General features: G+C 46.8%; 16 protein-coding genes. 12 read left to right on the top strand and 4 right to left on the bottom strand.

All coding sequences use genetic code 11. The annotated features are described in order from the left end of the window. Window positions 1–56: 56 nt before the first annotated feature. Window positions 57–1,436, bottom strand: a complete 1,380-nt coding sequence (locus HMPREF1705_RS03710) for a sensor histidine kinase (RefSeq protein WP_009202239.1) — start codon at window positions 1,434–1,436, stop codon at window positions 57–59. Further along, window positions 1,433–2,116 carry a response regulator transcription factor gene (locus tag HMPREF1705_RS03715; RefSeq protein WP_242603520.1) on the bottom strand — a complete coding sequence of 228 codons (684 nt, stop codon included), beginning with the start codon at window positions 2,114–2,116 and terminating at the stop codon, window positions 1,433–1,435. The genes HMPREF1705_RS03710 and HMPREF1705_RS03715 overlap by 4 nt, the downstream gene beginning before the upstream one ends. Before the next feature lie 632 nt (window positions 2,117–2,748). On the opposite strand from HMPREF1705_RS03715, the gene HMPREF1705_RS03720 reads away from it, so the two are divergent. The 8 genes from HMPREF1705_RS03720 to HMPREF1705_RS11195 all read left to right on the top strand — a co-directional run bounded on the left by HMPREF1705_RS03720 (window position 2,749) and on the right by HMPREF1705_RS11195 (window position 9,286). Next, complete coding sequence (locus tag HMPREF1705_RS03720) at window positions 2,749–3,489, top strand: glycosyltransferase family 2 protein (RefSeq protein ID WP_009202237.1); 741 nt, start codon at window positions 2,749–2,751, stop codon at window positions 3,487–3,489. Window positions 3,490–3,506: 17 nt separating this feature from the next. Further along, window positions 3,507–3,779, top strand: coding sequence for a lipid-A-disaccharide synthase N-terminal domain-containing protein (locus HMPREF1705_RS03725; protein WP_207382500.1), 273 nt, complete (start codon window positions 3,507–3,509; stop codon window positions 3,777–3,779). Then, window positions 3,763–5,250, top strand: a complete 1,488-nt coding sequence (locus tag HMPREF1705_RS03730; protein WP_050767890.1) for a glycosyltransferase family 39 protein — start codon at window positions 3,763–3,765, stop codon at window positions 5,248–5,250. Before HMPREF1705_RS03725 ends, HMPREF1705_RS03730 begins: the two co-directional genes overlap by 17 nt. A gap of 180 nt (window positions 5,251–5,430) precedes the next feature. Then, a complete protein-coding gene (locus HMPREF1705_RS03735; protein ID WP_040348818.1) occupies window positions 5,431–6,204 on the top strand; it encodes a DeoR/GlpR family DNA-binding transcription regulator in 774 nt (257 codons plus the stop codon). Then, window positions 6,201–7,145 (top strand): 1-phosphofructokinase, encoded by a 945-nt coding sequence (gene pfkB, locus HMPREF1705_RS03740; RefSeq protein ID WP_009202233.1) that lies wholly within the window; start codon window positions 6,201–6,203, stop codon window positions 7,143–7,145. The genes HMPREF1705_RS03735 and pfkB overlap by 4 nt, the downstream gene beginning before the upstream one ends. Then, window positions 7,142–7,606 carry a PTS sugar transporter subunit IIA gene (locus HMPREF1705_RS03745; RefSeq protein ID WP_009202232.1) on the top strand — a complete coding sequence of 155 codons (465 nt, stop codon included), beginning with the start codon at window positions 7,142–7,144 and terminating at the stop codon, window positions 7,604–7,606. The genes pfkB and HMPREF1705_RS03745 overlap by 4 nt, the downstream gene beginning before the upstream one ends. A 19-nt stretch (window positions 7,607–7,625) precedes the next feature. Continuing rightward, the gene (locus HMPREF1705_RS03750; RefSeq protein WP_009202231.1) at window positions 7,626–8,996 is read left to right on the top strand and encodes a fructose-specific PTS transporter subunit EIIC; all 1,371 of its coding nucleotides are present in this window, start codon (window positions 7,626–7,628) and stop codon (window positions 8,994–8,996) included. An 89-nt stretch (window positions 8,997–9,085) separates the two neighbouring features. Further along, window positions 9,086–9,286 (top strand): hypothetical protein, encoded by a 201-nt coding sequence (locus tag HMPREF1705_RS11195; RefSeq protein WP_306337667.1) that lies wholly within the window; start codon window positions 9,086–9,088, stop codon window positions 9,284–9,286. A 33-nt stretch (window positions 9,287–9,319) separates the two neighbouring features. Here HMPREF1705_RS11195 and hydA read toward each other — a convergent pair whose 3' ends face one another. Then, a complete protein-coding gene (gene hydA, locus HMPREF1705_RS03755; protein WP_040348817.1) occupies window positions 9,320–10,678 on the bottom strand; it encodes a dihydropyrimidinase in 1,359 nt (452 codons plus the stop codon). Between the two features lie 137 nt (window positions 10,679–10,815). Between hydA and HMPREF1705_RS03760 the strand changes: the two genes are divergently transcribed. The 4 genes from HMPREF1705_RS03760 to HMPREF1705_RS03775 all read left to right on the top strand — a co-directional run bounded on the left by HMPREF1705_RS03760 (window position 10,816) and on the right by HMPREF1705_RS03775 (window position 14,127). Then, window positions 10,816–11,979, top strand: coding sequence for a metallophosphoesterase (locus HMPREF1705_RS03760; protein WP_009202229.1), 1,164 nt, complete (start codon window positions 10,816–10,818; stop codon window positions 11,977–11,979). A gap of 1 nt (window position 11,980) precedes the next feature. Beyond that, on the top strand, window positions 11,981–12,766 hold the full coding sequence (xth, locus tag HMPREF1705_RS03765; protein ID WP_009202228.1) for an exodeoxyribonuclease III: 786 nt from the start codon (window positions 11,981–11,983) through the stop codon (window positions 12,764–12,766). A gap of 66 nt (window positions 12,767–12,832) precedes the next feature. Beyond that, window positions 12,833–13,711 carry a DMT family transporter gene (locus HMPREF1705_RS03770; protein WP_111089550.1) on the top strand — a complete coding sequence of 293 codons (879 nt, stop codon included), beginning with the start codon at window positions 12,833–12,835 and terminating at the stop codon, window positions 13,709–13,711. A gap of 47 nt (window positions 13,712–13,758) precedes the next feature. After that, window positions 13,759–14,127 carry a hypothetical protein gene (locus HMPREF1705_RS03775; protein ID WP_009202226.1) on the top strand — a complete coding sequence of 123 codons (369 nt, stop codon included), beginning with the start codon at window positions 13,759–13,761 and terminating at the stop codon, window positions 14,125–14,127. A gap of 60 nt (window positions 14,128–14,187) precedes the next feature. Here HMPREF1705_RS03775 and lpdA read toward each other — a convergent pair whose 3' ends face one another. After that, window positions 14,188–15,585 carry a dihydrolipoyl dehydrogenase gene (gene lpdA, locus HMPREF1705_RS03780; RefSeq protein ID WP_009202225.1) on the bottom strand — a complete coding sequence of 466 codons (1,398 nt, stop codon included), beginning with the start codon at window positions 15,583–15,585 and terminating at the stop codon, window positions 14,188–14,190. Between the last annotated feature and the right edge of the window lie 6 nt (window positions 15,586–15,591).

Genomic DNA, 15,591 nt, shown 5'->3' on the forward strand with positions numbered 1-15,591 from the left:
TTGGTCTTTATCTTCGCGCCTTGACATCACATTAAGAAAAACAATGTTAGTGCCAATTATCTTGTATTATATCCGGGCAGTCGAACAATAACGCGCGTCCTTACACCTGGTTTGCTTTCAATATCGACCTTCCCCTTATGAAGCTCAATGATCCTTTTTACAATGGACAATCCCAAACCAGATCCTCCATAATCTAAGGATCTCGATTTCTCGACCCTGTAAAACTGATCAAACACCTTGGGCAGATCTTCTTCTGACACTCCCGGCCCGGTATTTTCAATAATTACAACAATCACTGCCGTTTCTGCGACCTCACGTTTAGCCCTTATCACTATCTGTCCGCCATCCTCGTTGTATTTAATTGCGTTGTCTAAAAGATTTGAGAAGGCACGTCGTAATTTTTCCTCGTCGCCTTTGACCCACAAATTTTCCGAGAGATTGACTTCCATCATGATGCTGCGTGCGTCAGATAAAAGTTGGTAATCCTCTATTAAAGCAGAAAGCAATTCGGTTAAATGTACGGGCTTTAGATCGAGGCCGGAAAGGGTTTCCAGTGACGACATGTCAAGAAGATCCTTGACCAACCGCTCCATTCGCAACACTTGATTGTTCAATCTGAGAAGGTTATCCCTTATCGAAGGAGAAAGGTTATCCATATCCGAAGAGCTAATTTCGCCGATGGCCAATCTTATGGTAGCAAGCGGGGTTTTAAGCTCATGAGATGTATCGAAAAGAAAGTTTCTCTGTCTCATGAAAGAGTACTGCAATCGGTCAAGCATCTGGTTGATCGTCATCGCCAGTTCGTTAAACTCATCCCCTTGCTCATTTACGGGAAGTCGCTGTTCTAGATTCTTCTCGCTTATATCTCGTGCCAAATCTTTCATTTGACCTATGGGCTTTAGTATTTTGCCCGTTACAAAGTGACTTATGAGGATCAAAATTAAAACAGAAAAAATGAGGCCCAGTGGGATACCCCAAACCAGCTCTCTTATCTCTTCTTCAACCTTTCCCAAGGAACGACCGACTTGAATGATATAATCTTTATCGCCTAAGAAAACCGGAAAGGCCCTAAGCCTGAACGCTTCGACCTTGCTTTTACCGGAGGCATCGTTTACGACTACATCTCTTATGGTGACAGCAGAGCTTGGTTTTACCGAAGGAAGCCTGACGAAGTCTGCCAGGTTTGAGCGAAAGATGACTTCGCTGCTTTGTCGGTCGTAAATCACGATCCAGTACCCGTCATCTATATGCAAATTGGGTTGTCCTTTTTCGTGTTCCAACAACTCTATAACCTTATAAGCTTCCTCCTCAAGCATGGAATCTAAAAGCCTGAACGATTGCTCTACAAACTCATAAAACACCACGCCGGAGAAGAGAAAGCCTGACATCAAACCTGTTCCGACGATGAGAAGCATAATCCTTTTTCTTATGGTCATTGTTCACCATCTTCGATCATATAACCAACGCTACGTACGGTCTGAATGATTTTATCATTCCCGGCATCACCGAGTTTACGGCGCAAATTTTTAATATGAACATCTATAAAATTAGACATGGTAAAGGGATCAAAAGCATCTCCCCATACATGTTCAGCCAAACTGAAACGCGATACAACCCTGTTTTTGTTGTATAGCAGAAATTCGAGGATTAAAAATTCTTTTTGGGTGAGATCTATCGGCTCTCCATCTTTCGTGACCTTGCGGCTTACCGTGTCTAATCTCAGTCCTTTGGCATCCAAAATCGCACTATGCCGACCTTCGGATCTCCTCAATAACGCGCGAACGCGCGCAAGTAATTCGTCGATAGAAAAAGGTTTTGCCAGATAGTCATCAGCTCCGAGATTAAGCCCTTTGACTTTGTCCTCCACATCCCCCTTTGCCGTAAGCATTAACACCGGAATATTGATCCCACCTTTTCGTATTTGCTCAAGCAAACTCAACCCATCTATATGGGGCATCATGACGTCCAGTATCACCAAATCGAAGACAGCATCATAAAGCTTATCCATGGCCTCGATTCCATTGCTTGCAGTATCTACCGTGTAGCGCTCACTGGCCAAGATCTCTCGAAGTTGTTCGAGGAGAGAGGTATCGTCGTCTGCTATCAAAACCCTCATCATGTCACTCTCCTAGAATAATGTTAACATTAATTATATACCAACGACTTGCCAGGTAATTTTGCCCAATTCGTAACCGCAACTTCAAAAATTCGATTTTATCGGTCGTCCTTCTAGCATCCGCATCGTTATGAGGGTTACTGAAAAAATGACAAGGGAAGCTGTCCCTCCATATTTATATCAATGGCAACCCGATTGAACGAAGCGTACAATGCAACGAAAGCACCTTGACACAGGAATTTTTATGGGCTCAGGGCGTCAAGATCATCATTTTACGATTCCTCAAAGGCAATCTTCACGAAAACTTCATCATAGGGTAGCTAAAATTAGCTTCGCATCTTTGGAATAAATATTTGGAGGGATTGAATTTGTCTAAGGTCTCGGTCATCGTTCCCACCATAAACGAGGTCGGAAATATCGATGATCTTATTTCCCGCATTTTCGCGCTAACAGTATTGGCGCCAAAAGTTGCAGGCGGGCCTTGACAGTAACAAGTTAAAGCTCGTGCCTGCGCGTTAAGGGAACCATGATTAAGCTCTCCTCAAATTTTTGGTACGTTTAGTATATTCGGTATATAATGTTTTTCCTTAAAAGTGCTCCAACTATAATGGGCATCAGGAGATAGATGTGCTATGACAATCGACAAGAAAGATCAGGGTAATTTAATATCGATCGTCATCCCTATAAAGGACGAGGAGCCTAACATCCTGCCCCTGACCGATGAGATCGAAGAGGTGTTTAGCGACGTAAAGTGGAACTGGGAATGCCTGTGGGTAGATGACGGATCGGTGGACGGAAGCCATGAGGTCTTAAGAAAATTGTCCAACGACAGGCCGCGCCATCGCGTCATATCCTTCGCAGCAAATGCTGGACAATCTGCTGCCCTTTGGTACGGATGTCGCGCAGCAAAGGGAGACATAATAGCCACCTTAGACGGCGACGGGCAAAACGATCCCCACGACATACCAAAGTTGGTGGCGTTAGTGGCAAGCGGCAAATGCGACATGGCAAACGGCTACAGGCAAAACAGGAAGGACAATTGGGTCAGGCGCATATCGTCCCGCATAGCCAACGGCTTTCGAAATGCAATGACGGGAAAGGCCGCAAGAGACGTCGGCTGTTCTACAAGGGCATTCAGAAAAGAGTGCGTTCCGTATTTCCTCCCCTTCAAGGGGATGCACCGTTTTATACCCACCCTTGCAACGATTTATGGCTTTACTATCGCCGAAGTGCCAGTAAATCATCGCCCCAGGACGAGGGGAAAGACGAAGTACTCCATATGGAACAGGCTATGGGTGGGGATATTCGACACTTTTGGGGTTTTATGGATAAGAAAGCGCGCATTTAGGGTTAAATTACGAGAAGACAAGTAAGGTGATAGTTAATGCACATGAACGGTCTGTTGATCCTGGGCTTTGTCGCACAGGGGCTTTTTGGAGCAAGGTTTTTCGTGCAGTGGCTTGCAAGTGAGAAGGAAAAACGAAGCGTTGTTCCCTTTTCCTTTTGGATATTGAGCCTCGTAGGGGGGATATTGCTTTTCATATATGCTACAGCAAGGCATGACCCCGTTTTCATGGTTGGGCAGGCCAGTGGGGTATTCATCTACATACGAAACATATACTTCATCCTAAGAGAACGTAAAGAAATTGTCCACGCAAAGTAAAACTTCCTCACGCAGGCAATTCCTCTTCGTAATCCTTTTAGCATTGCTTGCCTCCATAGCCTTTCAGGGAAGCAGGGGCTTATACGAGACCACCGAAGGAAGGTACGCTGAAGTAGCCCGCGAGATGTTGCGCAGCGGAAATTACCTTGAGCCGACACTGCTTGGCCTTCCGCACTGGAGTAAGCCTCCGCTGACCTATTGGGCCATAGCTCTCGGGTTGAAGATCTTTGGCCTCAATGCCTGGGGCGCGCGGTTTTACCTGGTCATCTCATTCGTATTGACTGTTATATGCGTATGGAAGATAGCGCAAACCTTGTGGGATAAAAAAAGTGCTTATTTGAGCGCGGTGGTATATACAAGCAGCTTAATGCCCCTGGTCTCCTCAAACGTCGTCTCTACGGATACACTGCTTGCCCTGTGGGAAGCTTTGGCGATCTTTGCCTTTTGGAAGGCCGTTAGGACTCAAAGCAAAAGATGGACCGTCCTGGTATGGCTTTTTTTGGGAATGTCTTTTATGACCAAGGGTTATCCTGGACTTCTTCCGCTTTTGGGAATAATTCCTACACAAATTTACCTTAGGAAGGCTAGGGGCGCCCAAGTTCCTCGTCTTCTGACCGCAAGTGGAATGCTCACTTTCATAGCGCTTGGATTAGGATGGTATATTTTTGAAGCCATAAAGCACCCATACCTGGTGCCCTATTGGTTGGGCCACGAAGTGGTGGGTCGTTTTTCCGAAGAAAGCGAATTTCATAATCCTCACTTTTACCAGGCCTTTGAGATATACATTCCCACGCTGATATTCGGCACTTTGCCATGGAGTGCGTTGTTAACATGTAAATTTAAGGCCACAAAGGACATCGTGAAATCGGCACTGTCGAAAAATGCCTTGTTCAAAAATCCTCAAAACCTGTTTCTTTTTTCTTACACGCTGCTATCGCTGGTCCTGTTTTTCATGGCTAAGTCCAAGCTCCAGCTTTACATATTGCCGCTTTTTCTTCCCCTGTCCTTGATCATGGGACGGGCACTGGCGGCCTTTTTAGATCTCAACGTGATAAAAAAAGGAAGCATAATACGAATCCTTACCATATCCAGTTGCATCTTCATCGTGGCGCTTAAGGCCCTTTCGGGTACTTCCGTCGTCTCCTCACCCCACGACATGAAAAGGCTTAGCGCGAGCATTGATGAAGCCGTCGCTGCCAGGAGTTTTCAGCTTCTTGTAGTCTACGACAAAAAGCTGAACGGTCTTGTCTTCTATAAAGACGAGATATTGGATCACATAAACCCCGGCATGTCGGACCAGCTGTCAGAAAAGGTCATTGCAGCGTTTCGCAATGGCAAAACACCGGTAGTGTTGCTTCGGGCAGACAATGTAGACTTGGTATCAGATGCATTGAGGCGATCAGGAATACCCATTACCGTAAAAGACCTGTATGGAGGTTGGATGCTCATCACCTGTGAGCAACGATCGTAATCGAGCAATAACGAAACCCCCATAAATTAAAACGCTAAAAGCAGGACAGACGTCTAAAACATCGTCTGCCCTTTTTATTTTTCATCAACTTTCTACAAAAGGGTATTGCATTTTTGAAAGAGGCGTAATATAATGATCACAAACAATCATAAATGATCAAAAACAATCAAGGTGATGGCAATGTTCGCAGAGGAAAGAAGGGCCGCCATAATAAGCAAGATCAAATCGGGCGCTCCAATATACGTGGCAGACCTGGTTCAAGAGTTCGGCGTCTCCGAGGCTACGATACGTCGGGACCTGGCAGTTCTTGAAGACATGAACCTGCTCAAGCGGACTCACGGCGGGGCCGTTCCTCCCAATTACGGCCTTGAACCCACTTTTCAAGAGAAGGAAATTCAAAACCTTAACCTCAAAGCAGCTATCGGAAAAATGGCCGCATCCTTAGTAAAAGAAGGAGAAACTGTGTTGCTTGATGCTGGCACCACTACCTTGCAGATCGCCTCAAACCTTCGCGGACGCAATGTGACAGTCGCCACCAACTGCATAGATGTTGCAAATGTATTCCTCGACGATCCTTCGGTAGAGGTGTGGTTATTGGGCGGAATCCTGCGAAAGGGCCCCCGATCCCTTGTCGGATTTTTGACCAACCAAGCGTTAAAGGCCCTTCGCTTTGACAAGGTTTTTCTGGCAGCAAATGCCATTGACGCTGATTTCGGCGTTACCACGCCAAATATGACGGAAGCCGAGACAAAGCGCCATATGCTCTTCGCCGGCAAAAAAAAGATACTCGTCGCAGACCATTCAAAGATAGGCCTGGAGGGCTTGTGCAAGATATGTGATCTCAACGAACTTGATTTATTCATCACCGACGACAAGGGAGATGAAAGAAAGGTCGAGCAATTAAAAAGAAAGGTAAAAGTAATTATCGCTAGCGAAGGGAGCGATGAAAGGTGACATCTATCGTAACGGTCACCCCAAACCCTGCAATAGACCACACCATATTTATCCCTAACTTCACGGCAGGAAGGGTAAACAGAGTCAAAAAGGAGCGCAAAGACGTCGGGGGCAAGGGTTTCAACGTGGCTTCTTTTTTAAAGGACTACGGCATAGAAGAAGTAGTTGCTACAGGTTTTCTGGGCAAGCACAACAAAGAGTTGTTCGAGCACTTCCTTGCAGCCAGAGGGATAAAAGACGAATTCGTGCTTTTAGACGGAGAAACGCGCACCAACATCAAGATCGTTGACGAGCAAAAAAAGGAGATAACGGACATAAATTTTCCCGGGCTTCAATGCGACGAAAAAGTGCGCGCCAATTTACAAAAGATATTAACACGATTGGCCGAAAATAACGATTATTTCGCCCTCTGTGGCAGCCTTCCTCCCGGCATAGACAACGATTTTTTTGCCGAAGTTACATCCATACTTAAATCCCTGGGCAAATTTGTAGCTTTAGACACGAGTGGCCCCGCATTGAAAAAGGCCTTGAAATCGAAGCCTGACCTCATAAAGCCCAACATCGCAGAATTTTGCGAGATCTTTGGCCTCTCAAATCCCTCCTTCGACCAAATCGTAGAGGGCTTAAAAAAACTACTTTCCCTGGGTATCAAAACCGTATGTCTCTCCATGGGCGAGAAGGGAGCTTTTTTCGCTGAAGACCACACCCTCATACAGGCCATACCTCCCAAGATCGACGTTTTGACCACTGTTGGCGCCGGAGATGCAATGGTAACCGGTTTAATTGCAGGTGCGGTAAAAGGAGAAGCTCTATTGGAACGGGCTAAACTAGCGACGGCTTTTTCCCTCTGTGCCCTCACAAAATTGGGAACGGAACGAACGACACGGGAAAGAGTCCTGTCCGTTATTGAGAAAATTTCCGTAAAGGAGGTCAAGATATGAATATCAAGGATTTATTATCGGAAGGAAGGATACTGCTCGACTTAACGGCCGACGCAAAGGAGGATGTCTGGAGGGCTCTGGCAAACAAGATGTATGAGGATGGGATAGTCGCAGATGTAGAGGCATATTTAAGGGATGTGGCCGAGAGGGAAAAACAGGGGACTACGGGAGTCGGATTCGGAGTTGCCATACCTCACGCTAAATCCGATGCAGTAAAGGCTGCCGGCTTAGCTATGGCCAGGACCACCCAAGGAATAGACGCAGCATCCCTCGATGGGACAAAGGCCGACATCTTCTTTCTGATCGCTGCGCCAAAGGATGCGGATAAAGTTTATCTGCAAGCCCTTTCTAAGCTCGCAAGGTTGCTTATGCACGAAAACTTCAGGGAGTCGCTGAGAAACGCCAAGTCTCCCCGGGACGTCTTGGACGTCATCGAAAGACAAGAAGAACAGATGAGTTAGAGGGAAGGAGGAAACAAAGATGGCAAAGATAGTTGCTGTAACAGCTTGCCCGACAGGAATTGCCCATACTTACATGGCAGCAGAATCTTTGAAGGTTGGAGCAGAAAAGTTAGGCCACGAAATCAAGGTCGAGACAATGGGGTCGGCGGGTTCCGAGAATAAGCTAACGAATGAAGATATAGCCCAAGCTGACATCGTCATCATCGCAGCCGACACAAACGTAAATACGGAGAGGTTCGCAGGGAAACCAATATACATGACATCTACGGGAATAGCGATCAAAGATGGCGTTGCCGTGATAAATGAGGCATTGAAGAAAGCCACGGTTACCATGGAAAAAGAGGTCGCCAAGATAGAGGAGATGAAGGCTCAGCGATCGGCACAAAGGTCTGGAGTATATAAGCATCTAATGACTGGCGTGTCCCACATAATCCCCATAGTTGTGGCCGGAGGGCTGTGCATTGCCCTCTCCTTCGCCTTCGGAATACATGCTGCAGAAGAAGAAGGCAGCTTGGCAGCAGCGCTCATGAGAATAGGCGGCGGAGCGGCGTTTGCCCTCATGGTCCCGGTCCTTGCCGGTTATATCGCCTATTCCATAGCCGATAGACCAGGCCTTACTCCGGGCCTCATAGGCGGTATGCTCGCCAATCAAATAGGCGCAGGTTTTCTCGGGGGTATATTGGCAGGTTTTATCGCCGGTTATATTACGCTTGGGCTTAAAAAATCCATAAAACTCCCGAAAAGCCTGGAGGGGCTCATGCCCGTTTTAGTCCTGCCTCTTTTATCTTCTCTGGCAACGGGATTGCTCATGATATACGTTATAGGCACGCCGGTAAAAGGCATAATGGACTGGCTTACCGTGAGCCTTAACAATATGAGCACCGCTAACGCAGCTATTTTGGGATTGATACTTGGAGCAATGATGGCCGTCGATATGGGAGGCCCTGTCAATAAGGCAGCTTACGCCTTTGCCGTGGGTCTTCTTGGGAGCAACACTTTCGAGCCCATGGCCGCGGTTATGGCCGCAGGTATGACGCCTCCATTGGGAATTGCTTTGGCCACGTTCATCGCAAAAAATAAGTTCACAAAAGAAGAAAGGGAAGCCGGCAAAGCTGCAGCGGTCCTTGGAGTGTCCTTTATAACTGAAGGAGCTATACCCTTTGCCGCCGCCGATCCTTTGAGGGTAATACCCTCAATCATTGCTGGCTCAGCCGTCACTGGAGCACTTTCCATGTTCTTCCGCTGTACACTCAGAGCTCCCCATGGAGGTATTTTCGTCCTCCCCATCCCGAATGCCGTCGGAAATCTTGGTTTTTATATAATAGCCATAATCGCCGGAACTCTAGTAACGGCTGCCTTGGTAAGCGCACTGAAACCCAGGAAACAATAAAAGCTAAACATACCTTAAACAAACAAAGAGGTGTCCTTTGCGGACACCTCTTTGTTTGTTTAAGGTAGCATAATTCTAAGGGCGCTACCATCCAAGATGTTGTAGAGAAAACCGACCTTTCTTACCCTACTGCCCATAGATACCTGGAGTATCTAGCAATGTCAGGCTTGGCTTCCAAAGAACCCAAATACCAAGATGGGCGCTCTGGAAGACCTAGATTTATCTACTACCTTTTAGATTCTTGCACTTCACCTAAACACCCCTTCACTAGGATGTCTCTCAGAGGTTAAGGCCAAGAATTTGTGAAGCATCATTTGAAAGGATCATAAGCTTCGACCCAAAAATTTTCCCCTTCCTTCCCTTGCTTTAAAAAGACCATTATTGTATATCACTTCACCTCGCGATAATGTAGTACAGACTTTGCCCTTTATCGTCATCCCTTCGTAGGGTGAAAAGTCCGTATTCATATGCAAATTATTGGAACTTATTGTCCATTCTTGATTGGGATCCAGAATTGTTATATCGGCATCTGATCCAATTTGAAGCGCCCCTTTTCTGGGAAAAAGGCTATATATCCTGGCTGGATTTTCCGCAAAAAGCTTCACCATGACCTCCAGGGAAATGCCTCGTTTTAAGACGCCTTCGCTAAAGAATAAAGGCAGCGAAGTCTCCACGCCGGGCAAACCGTAGGGCAGATCGAGAAAGCTATCCTTCCAGCTTTTTTGCTCTCTAGTAAAGGGACAGTGATCCGTCGCTATCAAGGAAATATCTCCGTTGCTGATGCCTTCCCAGAGAGCCTGAGCGTCCATGGAGGTCCTCAATGCAGGAGAAGCGGAGTATAAATGGCCCTCCACACCCTCATATACTTCCTTCGTAAGCAGGAGATATTGGGGACATGTCTCAGCTGTCGCTTTTGAATAAAAGCTCCTCCCTTTCTTGAAGGCCTCCAAACCTAAAGCGGAGGATAAATGCACTATATGCACCCTGGCGTTTGCCCTTTCCGCCAAGTAAATGACATCGCTTACTGCCAGGGCTTCGCAAAGAGGTGGCCTTGCCTTGGCCAAAGTACTCATATCGCCAATCTCACTACGATCCAATAAACTAACGATATGGTTAATTATCTCCTCGTCTTCTGCATGTACTATGGCCAATGCTCCCAGGTCGCCTATCGTCTCAAAGGCATCGAAAAGCGCTCCTCTGTCGGTCCTTCTGCCGGAGGAGCTGTAGGCAGTGAAAAACTTAAAACTGGTAACTCCCATTTGCGTTGCCTTCAAGATCTCCCACGACCTGGATCTGTGCCAACCGATAATTTCAGCGTGAAGCGTATAATCGATGTAGGATTTTTTAGCTTCATCGAGCCTGCTTTCTATATCTTCAGGAAGGGTTGAATCTCTGTCGCCCACCGTAAAATCTATGACGGTCGTGACTCCGCCACAGGCTGCAGCTTTTGTGCCAGAAGCAAAATCATCGCTCGAACGGGTGCCAGAAACGGGAAGCTCCATGTGAACATGAGCATCTACCACGCCCGGCAACACGAGTTTGCCTGAGGCATCGACAACATCTTTTCCTTTTAAATCATAACCTATCGCCGCTATACATTCGCCTGCGATGCCGATATCCCCTTTAATCGTTCCAAAGGGGCTACCTACTATTTTGCCACCTTTAATTACAACATCATACATCAGATCAACCCCCGATCGTCTGAGTTTCCCGGCCATAAAAAAGGCTTCATGTTTATCGTTATGTCAAGATGGGAGATTTATCGGATTTCTAAAGGATATCCATTTGCATTATACTATCAAAGAGAAGGGGGAGTTGTATGGGATTAGGATTAATGGTTTTTTTTGGATCTGTTTCTTTGATATATTTTTTTGCCAATTACTATATCTACAGGCACATATCTGTTTTGTGCCAATCTCCTTTGGGAAAAGTTGTGTTGATTGTCCTTGTTTTGGCCATGATCGCCTACCCCTGCGGCCGTCTGCTTCAGGCCTTCACCTCCCTTGAAGATATCGCCAAAATATTCGCCGTGGCCGGTTCTTACTATTTTGCTTTCATGGCTTATGCATTTTTATTGAGCCTCTTCATAGACTTTTACAGACTCGTGTCTTCTCTCTTCTCTTTTATGCCGCTTTTGGATGTTACTTTAAGAGCGCACATATGGAAAATAAGCGTCGTCCTCATAATGGTCCTGATCGTAATTGGCAGCATTAACGCAAGAAGAACGCGAACAGTGGCATTAAACCTGGAGATGCCGAATGTCAATGCGTCTTTGGATTCCATCCGGGCCGTAGCCGTATCGGACGTGCATGTAGGTCTCTTCATGAACAACTCTCGCATAAAAGATCTTGTGAGTAAAATTAACGATCTGTCTCCGGACATGGTGCTTTTCGTGGGCGATATAGTAGACGAAAGCGTTTCCGTTGCGATGGAAGAAAGCCTGGCGGAGGAATTAAAACAATTAAATGCTCCCTTAGGTGTATATGCCGTTGCCGGCAACCACGAATATTACGCGGGAATAGAGGAAGTCGAGAAATACCTCGCCAGGGCAGGAGTGAAGCTGCTCCAAGATGAATTCGCGATCATAGAAAATTCACTAATTCTTGTAGGCAGAAGGGATATTACGGCAAATCGCATAGAAAGGTCAAAACGCATTCCCTTAAACGAAATACTCCAAGAAGTTTCAAAGGATCTCCCTGTCATGGTTTTAGATCACACGCCCGTCAATTTAGACGAGGCGGCATCTCAGGGAGTTGCCATTCAGCTGTCAGGCCATACGCACAACGGTCAGATGTGGCCATTTAACTTAATAACAAAATTGATATTCGAAAAAAGCTGGGGGGTTTTGCAAAAGGACAAAACCTTAATTTACATATCCAGCGGGTATGGAACTTGGGGACCTCCGGTCCGTCTGGGATCAATGCCGGAGATAATCCTTTTGAACCTGAGGTTCATCAATTCAGTACGAGGAGGTAGTGAGTGAAATGCCCTTTTTTACGATATCAACCTTTAACGCAAATTCCGTCAGAAGCAGGCTTCAAATCCTCGAAAGATGGTTGATAAAAAACCCCGTAGACGTCTTGTGTCTGCAAGAGACGAAGGTAAGCGACGATCAATTTCCGGCATCGGCCTTCGATTCCTGGGGATACCACGTCTTTTTCAGGGGAAGGAAAGCTTACGCCGGTGTGGCAATTGCTTGCCAAGGGGAACCCAATGAGATCATTTACGGCTTCCCCGACGGCAAAGACGGAAAGGACGACGACAGACTGATGATGGCCAGGTTCGACGACCTGTGGGTAATAAACACTTACGTCCCCCAGGGCAAGTCCATTGACCATCCCGATTACCGATACAAAAAGGACTTTTTCCGGCGATTCCTCGATTTGCTGGAATCGGAGTTTAAGGCAGATGACAAGATAATTTGGGTGGGAGACATGAACGTAGCCCCAGAGGAAAAGGACGTAACGAAACCGGAAACGAAAAGAAACCACGTATGCTTTCATGAAGAAATAAGGGATATTTTCGACACCGTCAAATCCTGGGGTTTTGTGGACGTCTTCAGAAAACACCACCCGGAAGAAGGACAGTACACATTTTGGGACTATAGGGTCAAAAATGCTCTTGAACGAAACATAGGCTGGCGTGTAGACCACATATTAGCTACGCCTTCCGTGGCAGATCGATCAGTGGATTGCTACATAGACAGGGAACCTAGATCATGGGAAAAGCCGTCGGATCATACTTTTCTCGTTGGCATATTCGATCTTTAATTTAATCTTTTAAATTACCCACAAAAGCCAATGAATACGCTTGAGAGTACCGTGAGGGGAATATTTTTGGTCCTTGGGGCGACCACGATTTGGGGAACGAACGGTCCCGTAGTTCATTTCGTCAACGGTTTTGGAGTCGGCCCTTTTCTCATAACGCTTTTTCGCATAACCGTCAGCACCTGTATCATCATCTATCTCGCCCCCAAACCCCGAAGCGCTTTGATAATTCCCCGTAAAGAGGAGATGGGCAGAGCACTTTTTTGGTTGAGCTCTCTTGGGCTCATCAGCTCGAACTTGGGCCTTAGCATAGCCTTTTTGAGGATATCCGTAGGAATGACGATGATCATGTATTACACCGCTCCGATTTGGGCCATGATAGGAGCCTGGGCTATAGCCCGAGAGCGCCCCTCTCTGGTGCAAATTCTGGCCTTAATACTCTCTCTGTCGGGAGTTTACTTTGCCGTATGGGATCCCGGCGAGGGCTTGAAGTTCGACATCATTGGCATTCTCTGCGCACTGGCCGGCGGTGCCGGTTATGCCCTCTACCTTTTAAACGGAAGATACGGACTCGGCAAAAAATCGCAGTATAAGGCCTATTTGCAAAGTTTTCTATGGGCATCGGTAATCTGTTGGGTCGCCGGGCTTTATGGAGGAAAAGCAGCGGATCTATTCAAGGCCCCGCCGAAAGCTTACCTTGGCCTAATGTATATGGCATTATGCACCTCCGCCATTGCCTTTGGCATGATCTCGAGATCCCTTAAATATCTATCTAGCTCTATAGCTTCGGTATTATCAATGAGCGAAATTCCTCTCTCTATGATGTGGGCCTTTCTATTGCTTGGAGAAAGGCCGGAAAAAAGCGCGATCATCGGCGGAGTCTTCATATGCATTGCAGTCATCATGTTGTCGCTGGAACCTTTATTCTATTGTAGAAGTAATAAATAGATGTTATATTATATGCGCCAGAGCCTGAGGTAAAAGGGGTGTGAGAGATGGAACACTACTGGAAGATCAAATGCCCGGTTTGCGGTGCCGAAACTATATGGTCCACAAAAGAAGACACACAAGTTCATTGTTCACACTTCAGCAGCTTTTTCCCTGAAAAATCTCTCGTCATCTATTACAACGATCTAGGAGAAGAGGTCGCAGTAAGCCTTGAATCCGTCGGACAGGTATGCTACAACTTCTCCTGCCCTCTCTGTAAGGAGGAAATAGAGGCCTGTGCAACGGAAGGGGCACATCAATATTTCATAAAAACCAATTGCACTCATTTCGTATCCCTACAAAGGGAAGAAGGAGATAAAATCTCTGCAATCTTTGCAGATTCCTACAATAACATTTTTCCCATGGAAATAGGATAGCATCCAACTCGAGTTTCATCCCTCCCTTTTTCTAGAAAAAGGGAGGGATGAAACTAAATTTTACCTTTTTCTGGGCAGCTGATGAATGGCCTCATTCTTGACTCCCATCACCGCCTCGTGGAAAGCTTCCGCCAGTGTTGGGTGGGCATGAATGCAGGAGATCAATTCCTCTGCGGGTATGCCAGCATGCATGGCTAAGGCCGCTTCGTGTATGAGGTCGCTGGCGTGGGGTCCGATGATATGAACGCCCGCCAATTTGCCGTCGCCGTAGGCCAATACCTTTACCAATCCATCCTCTTCGCCCATGGCAATGGCCTTGCCGTTGCCGGCGAAGAGGAACTTGCCGACGGAGTAATCGATGTTATCTTTTTTCAATTCCTCTTCGGTCTTCCCCACAGAAGCGACTTCGGGAATGGTAAAGACCGCTGCAGGTATGGCGTCATAATTTATCCTGTCGGCTTTACGTCCGAACATGACCTCGACAGCCACTTTACCCTCCTCTGAAGCGACATGGGCAAGATAGGGCGGACCTATTACATCGCCAATGGCGTAAATTCCTTCAACGGAGGTTCGATAGAATTCATCCACGATTATGCCCTTCTTCCCCGTTTCAATCCCCACATCCTCGCAACCAAGACCTTCAACGTTGGGGACGTTGCCCGTCGCTACCAAGACCAGATCTGCATTTAGCGTAGCCTCTTCCCTGTCGCTTGAAGCATAAACGGTTAGGCCCTCTTTTCCCTGCTCTATTCTGTCTACGAGCATGCCCTCATAAAAGGTTATGCCCCTCTTCTTTAAAAGCAGCTTTATTCTCTTGGATATTTCGCCGTCCATTAACCTGAGGACTCTGCTTCTAACCATTACCGTAACGTTGGATCCCAAAGCATTGTATATGCTGGCAAATTCCATGGCTATATATCCGCCGCCATATATAAAGAGGTTATCGGGCAGATCCTCGTACTCGAGCAACTCCCTGCTGGTCACTACTCCCCTCAAACCCATCCCTGGAATATCAGGTACGGCCTGTTTGGAACCGGTAGCGATAAGGATGAATTTAGCCTCAATCTCCTCCCTGCTGCCGTCGGACTTCGTTACAGATATCGTGTTCTTGCCCGATAATTTAGCCTCTCCCTCGATGACGTTAACTTTGTATCCCTTTAATAATTGAGCCACTCCTCCAGTAAGTTTGTCAACGGATCTCCTCTTCCAGGCATGCACTTTGGCCATGTCCACCTTCGCTTCGCCGACGACAATTCCGGCCTCTTCCATTCTTTGGGCCAACAGGACGCTTTCGGCACTTTGACACAAAGCCTTAGTGGGAATGCAACCATAATTAAGACAGGTTCCTCCAATTCTATCCCTTTCGACGACGGTAACCGTGGCTCCAAGCTGTGCGGCCCTTATGGCGGCCACGTAACCCCCGGGTCCTCCGCCAATTACGACTAGGTCGCTCTTCATCGACTC

This window comes from Acetomicrobium hydrogeniformans ATCC BAA-1850, from assembly GCF_000160455.2.
Taxonomy (GTDB): domain Bacteria; phylum Synergistota; class Synergistia; order Synergistales; family Acetomicrobiaceae; genus Acetomicrobium; species Acetomicrobium thermoterrenum.

Bases quoted from the DNA above. Each gene is read 5' to 3' on its own strand.
- HMPREF1705_RS03710 (WP_009202239.1), bottom strand. From the start codon at position 1,436: ATGACCATAAGAAAAAGGATTATGCTTCTCATCGTCGGAACAGGTTTG.
- HMPREF1705_RS03715 (WP_242603520.1), bottom strand. From the start codon at position 2,116: ATGAGGGTTTTGATAGCAGACGACGATACCTCTCTCCTCGAACAACTT.
- HMPREF1705_RS03720 (WP_009202237.1), top strand. From the start codon at position 2,749: ATGACAATCGACAAGAAAGATCAGGGTAATTTAATATCGATCGTCATC.
- HMPREF1705_RS03725 (WP_207382500.1), top strand. From the start codon at position 3,507: ATGAACGGTCTGTTGATCCTGGGCTTTGTCGCACAGGGGCTTTTTGGA.
- HMPREF1705_RS03735 (WP_040348818.1), top strand. From the start codon at position 5,431: ATGTTCGCAGAGGAAAGAAGGGCCGCCATAATAAGCAAGATCAAATCG.
- HMPREF1705_RS03745 (WP_009202232.1), top strand. From the start codon at position 7,142: ATGAATATCAAGGATTTATTATCGGAAGGAAGGATACTGCTCGACTTA.
- HMPREF1705_RS03750 (WP_009202231.1), top strand. From the start codon at position 7,626: ATGGCAAAGATAGTTGCTGTAACAGCTTGCCCGACAGGAATTGCCCAT.
- hydA (WP_040348817.1), bottom strand. From the start codon at position 10,678: ATGTATGATGTTGTAATTAAAGGTGGCAAAATAGTAGGTAGCCCCTTT.
- HMPREF1705_RS03760 (WP_009202229.1), top strand. From the start codon at position 10,816: ATGGGATTAGGATTAATGGTTTTTTTTGGATCTGTTTCTTTGATATAT.
- xth (WP_009202228.1), top strand. From the start codon at position 11,981: ATGCCCTTTTTTACGATATCAACCTTTAACGCAAATTCCGTCAGAAGC.
- HMPREF1705_RS03775 (WP_009202226.1), top strand. From the start codon at position 13,759: ATGGAACACTACTGGAAGATCAAATGCCCGGTTTGCGGTGCCGAAACT.
- lpdA (WP_009202225.1), bottom strand. From the start codon at position 15,585: ATGAAGAGCGACCTAGTCGTAATTGGCGGAGGACCCGGGGGTTACGTG.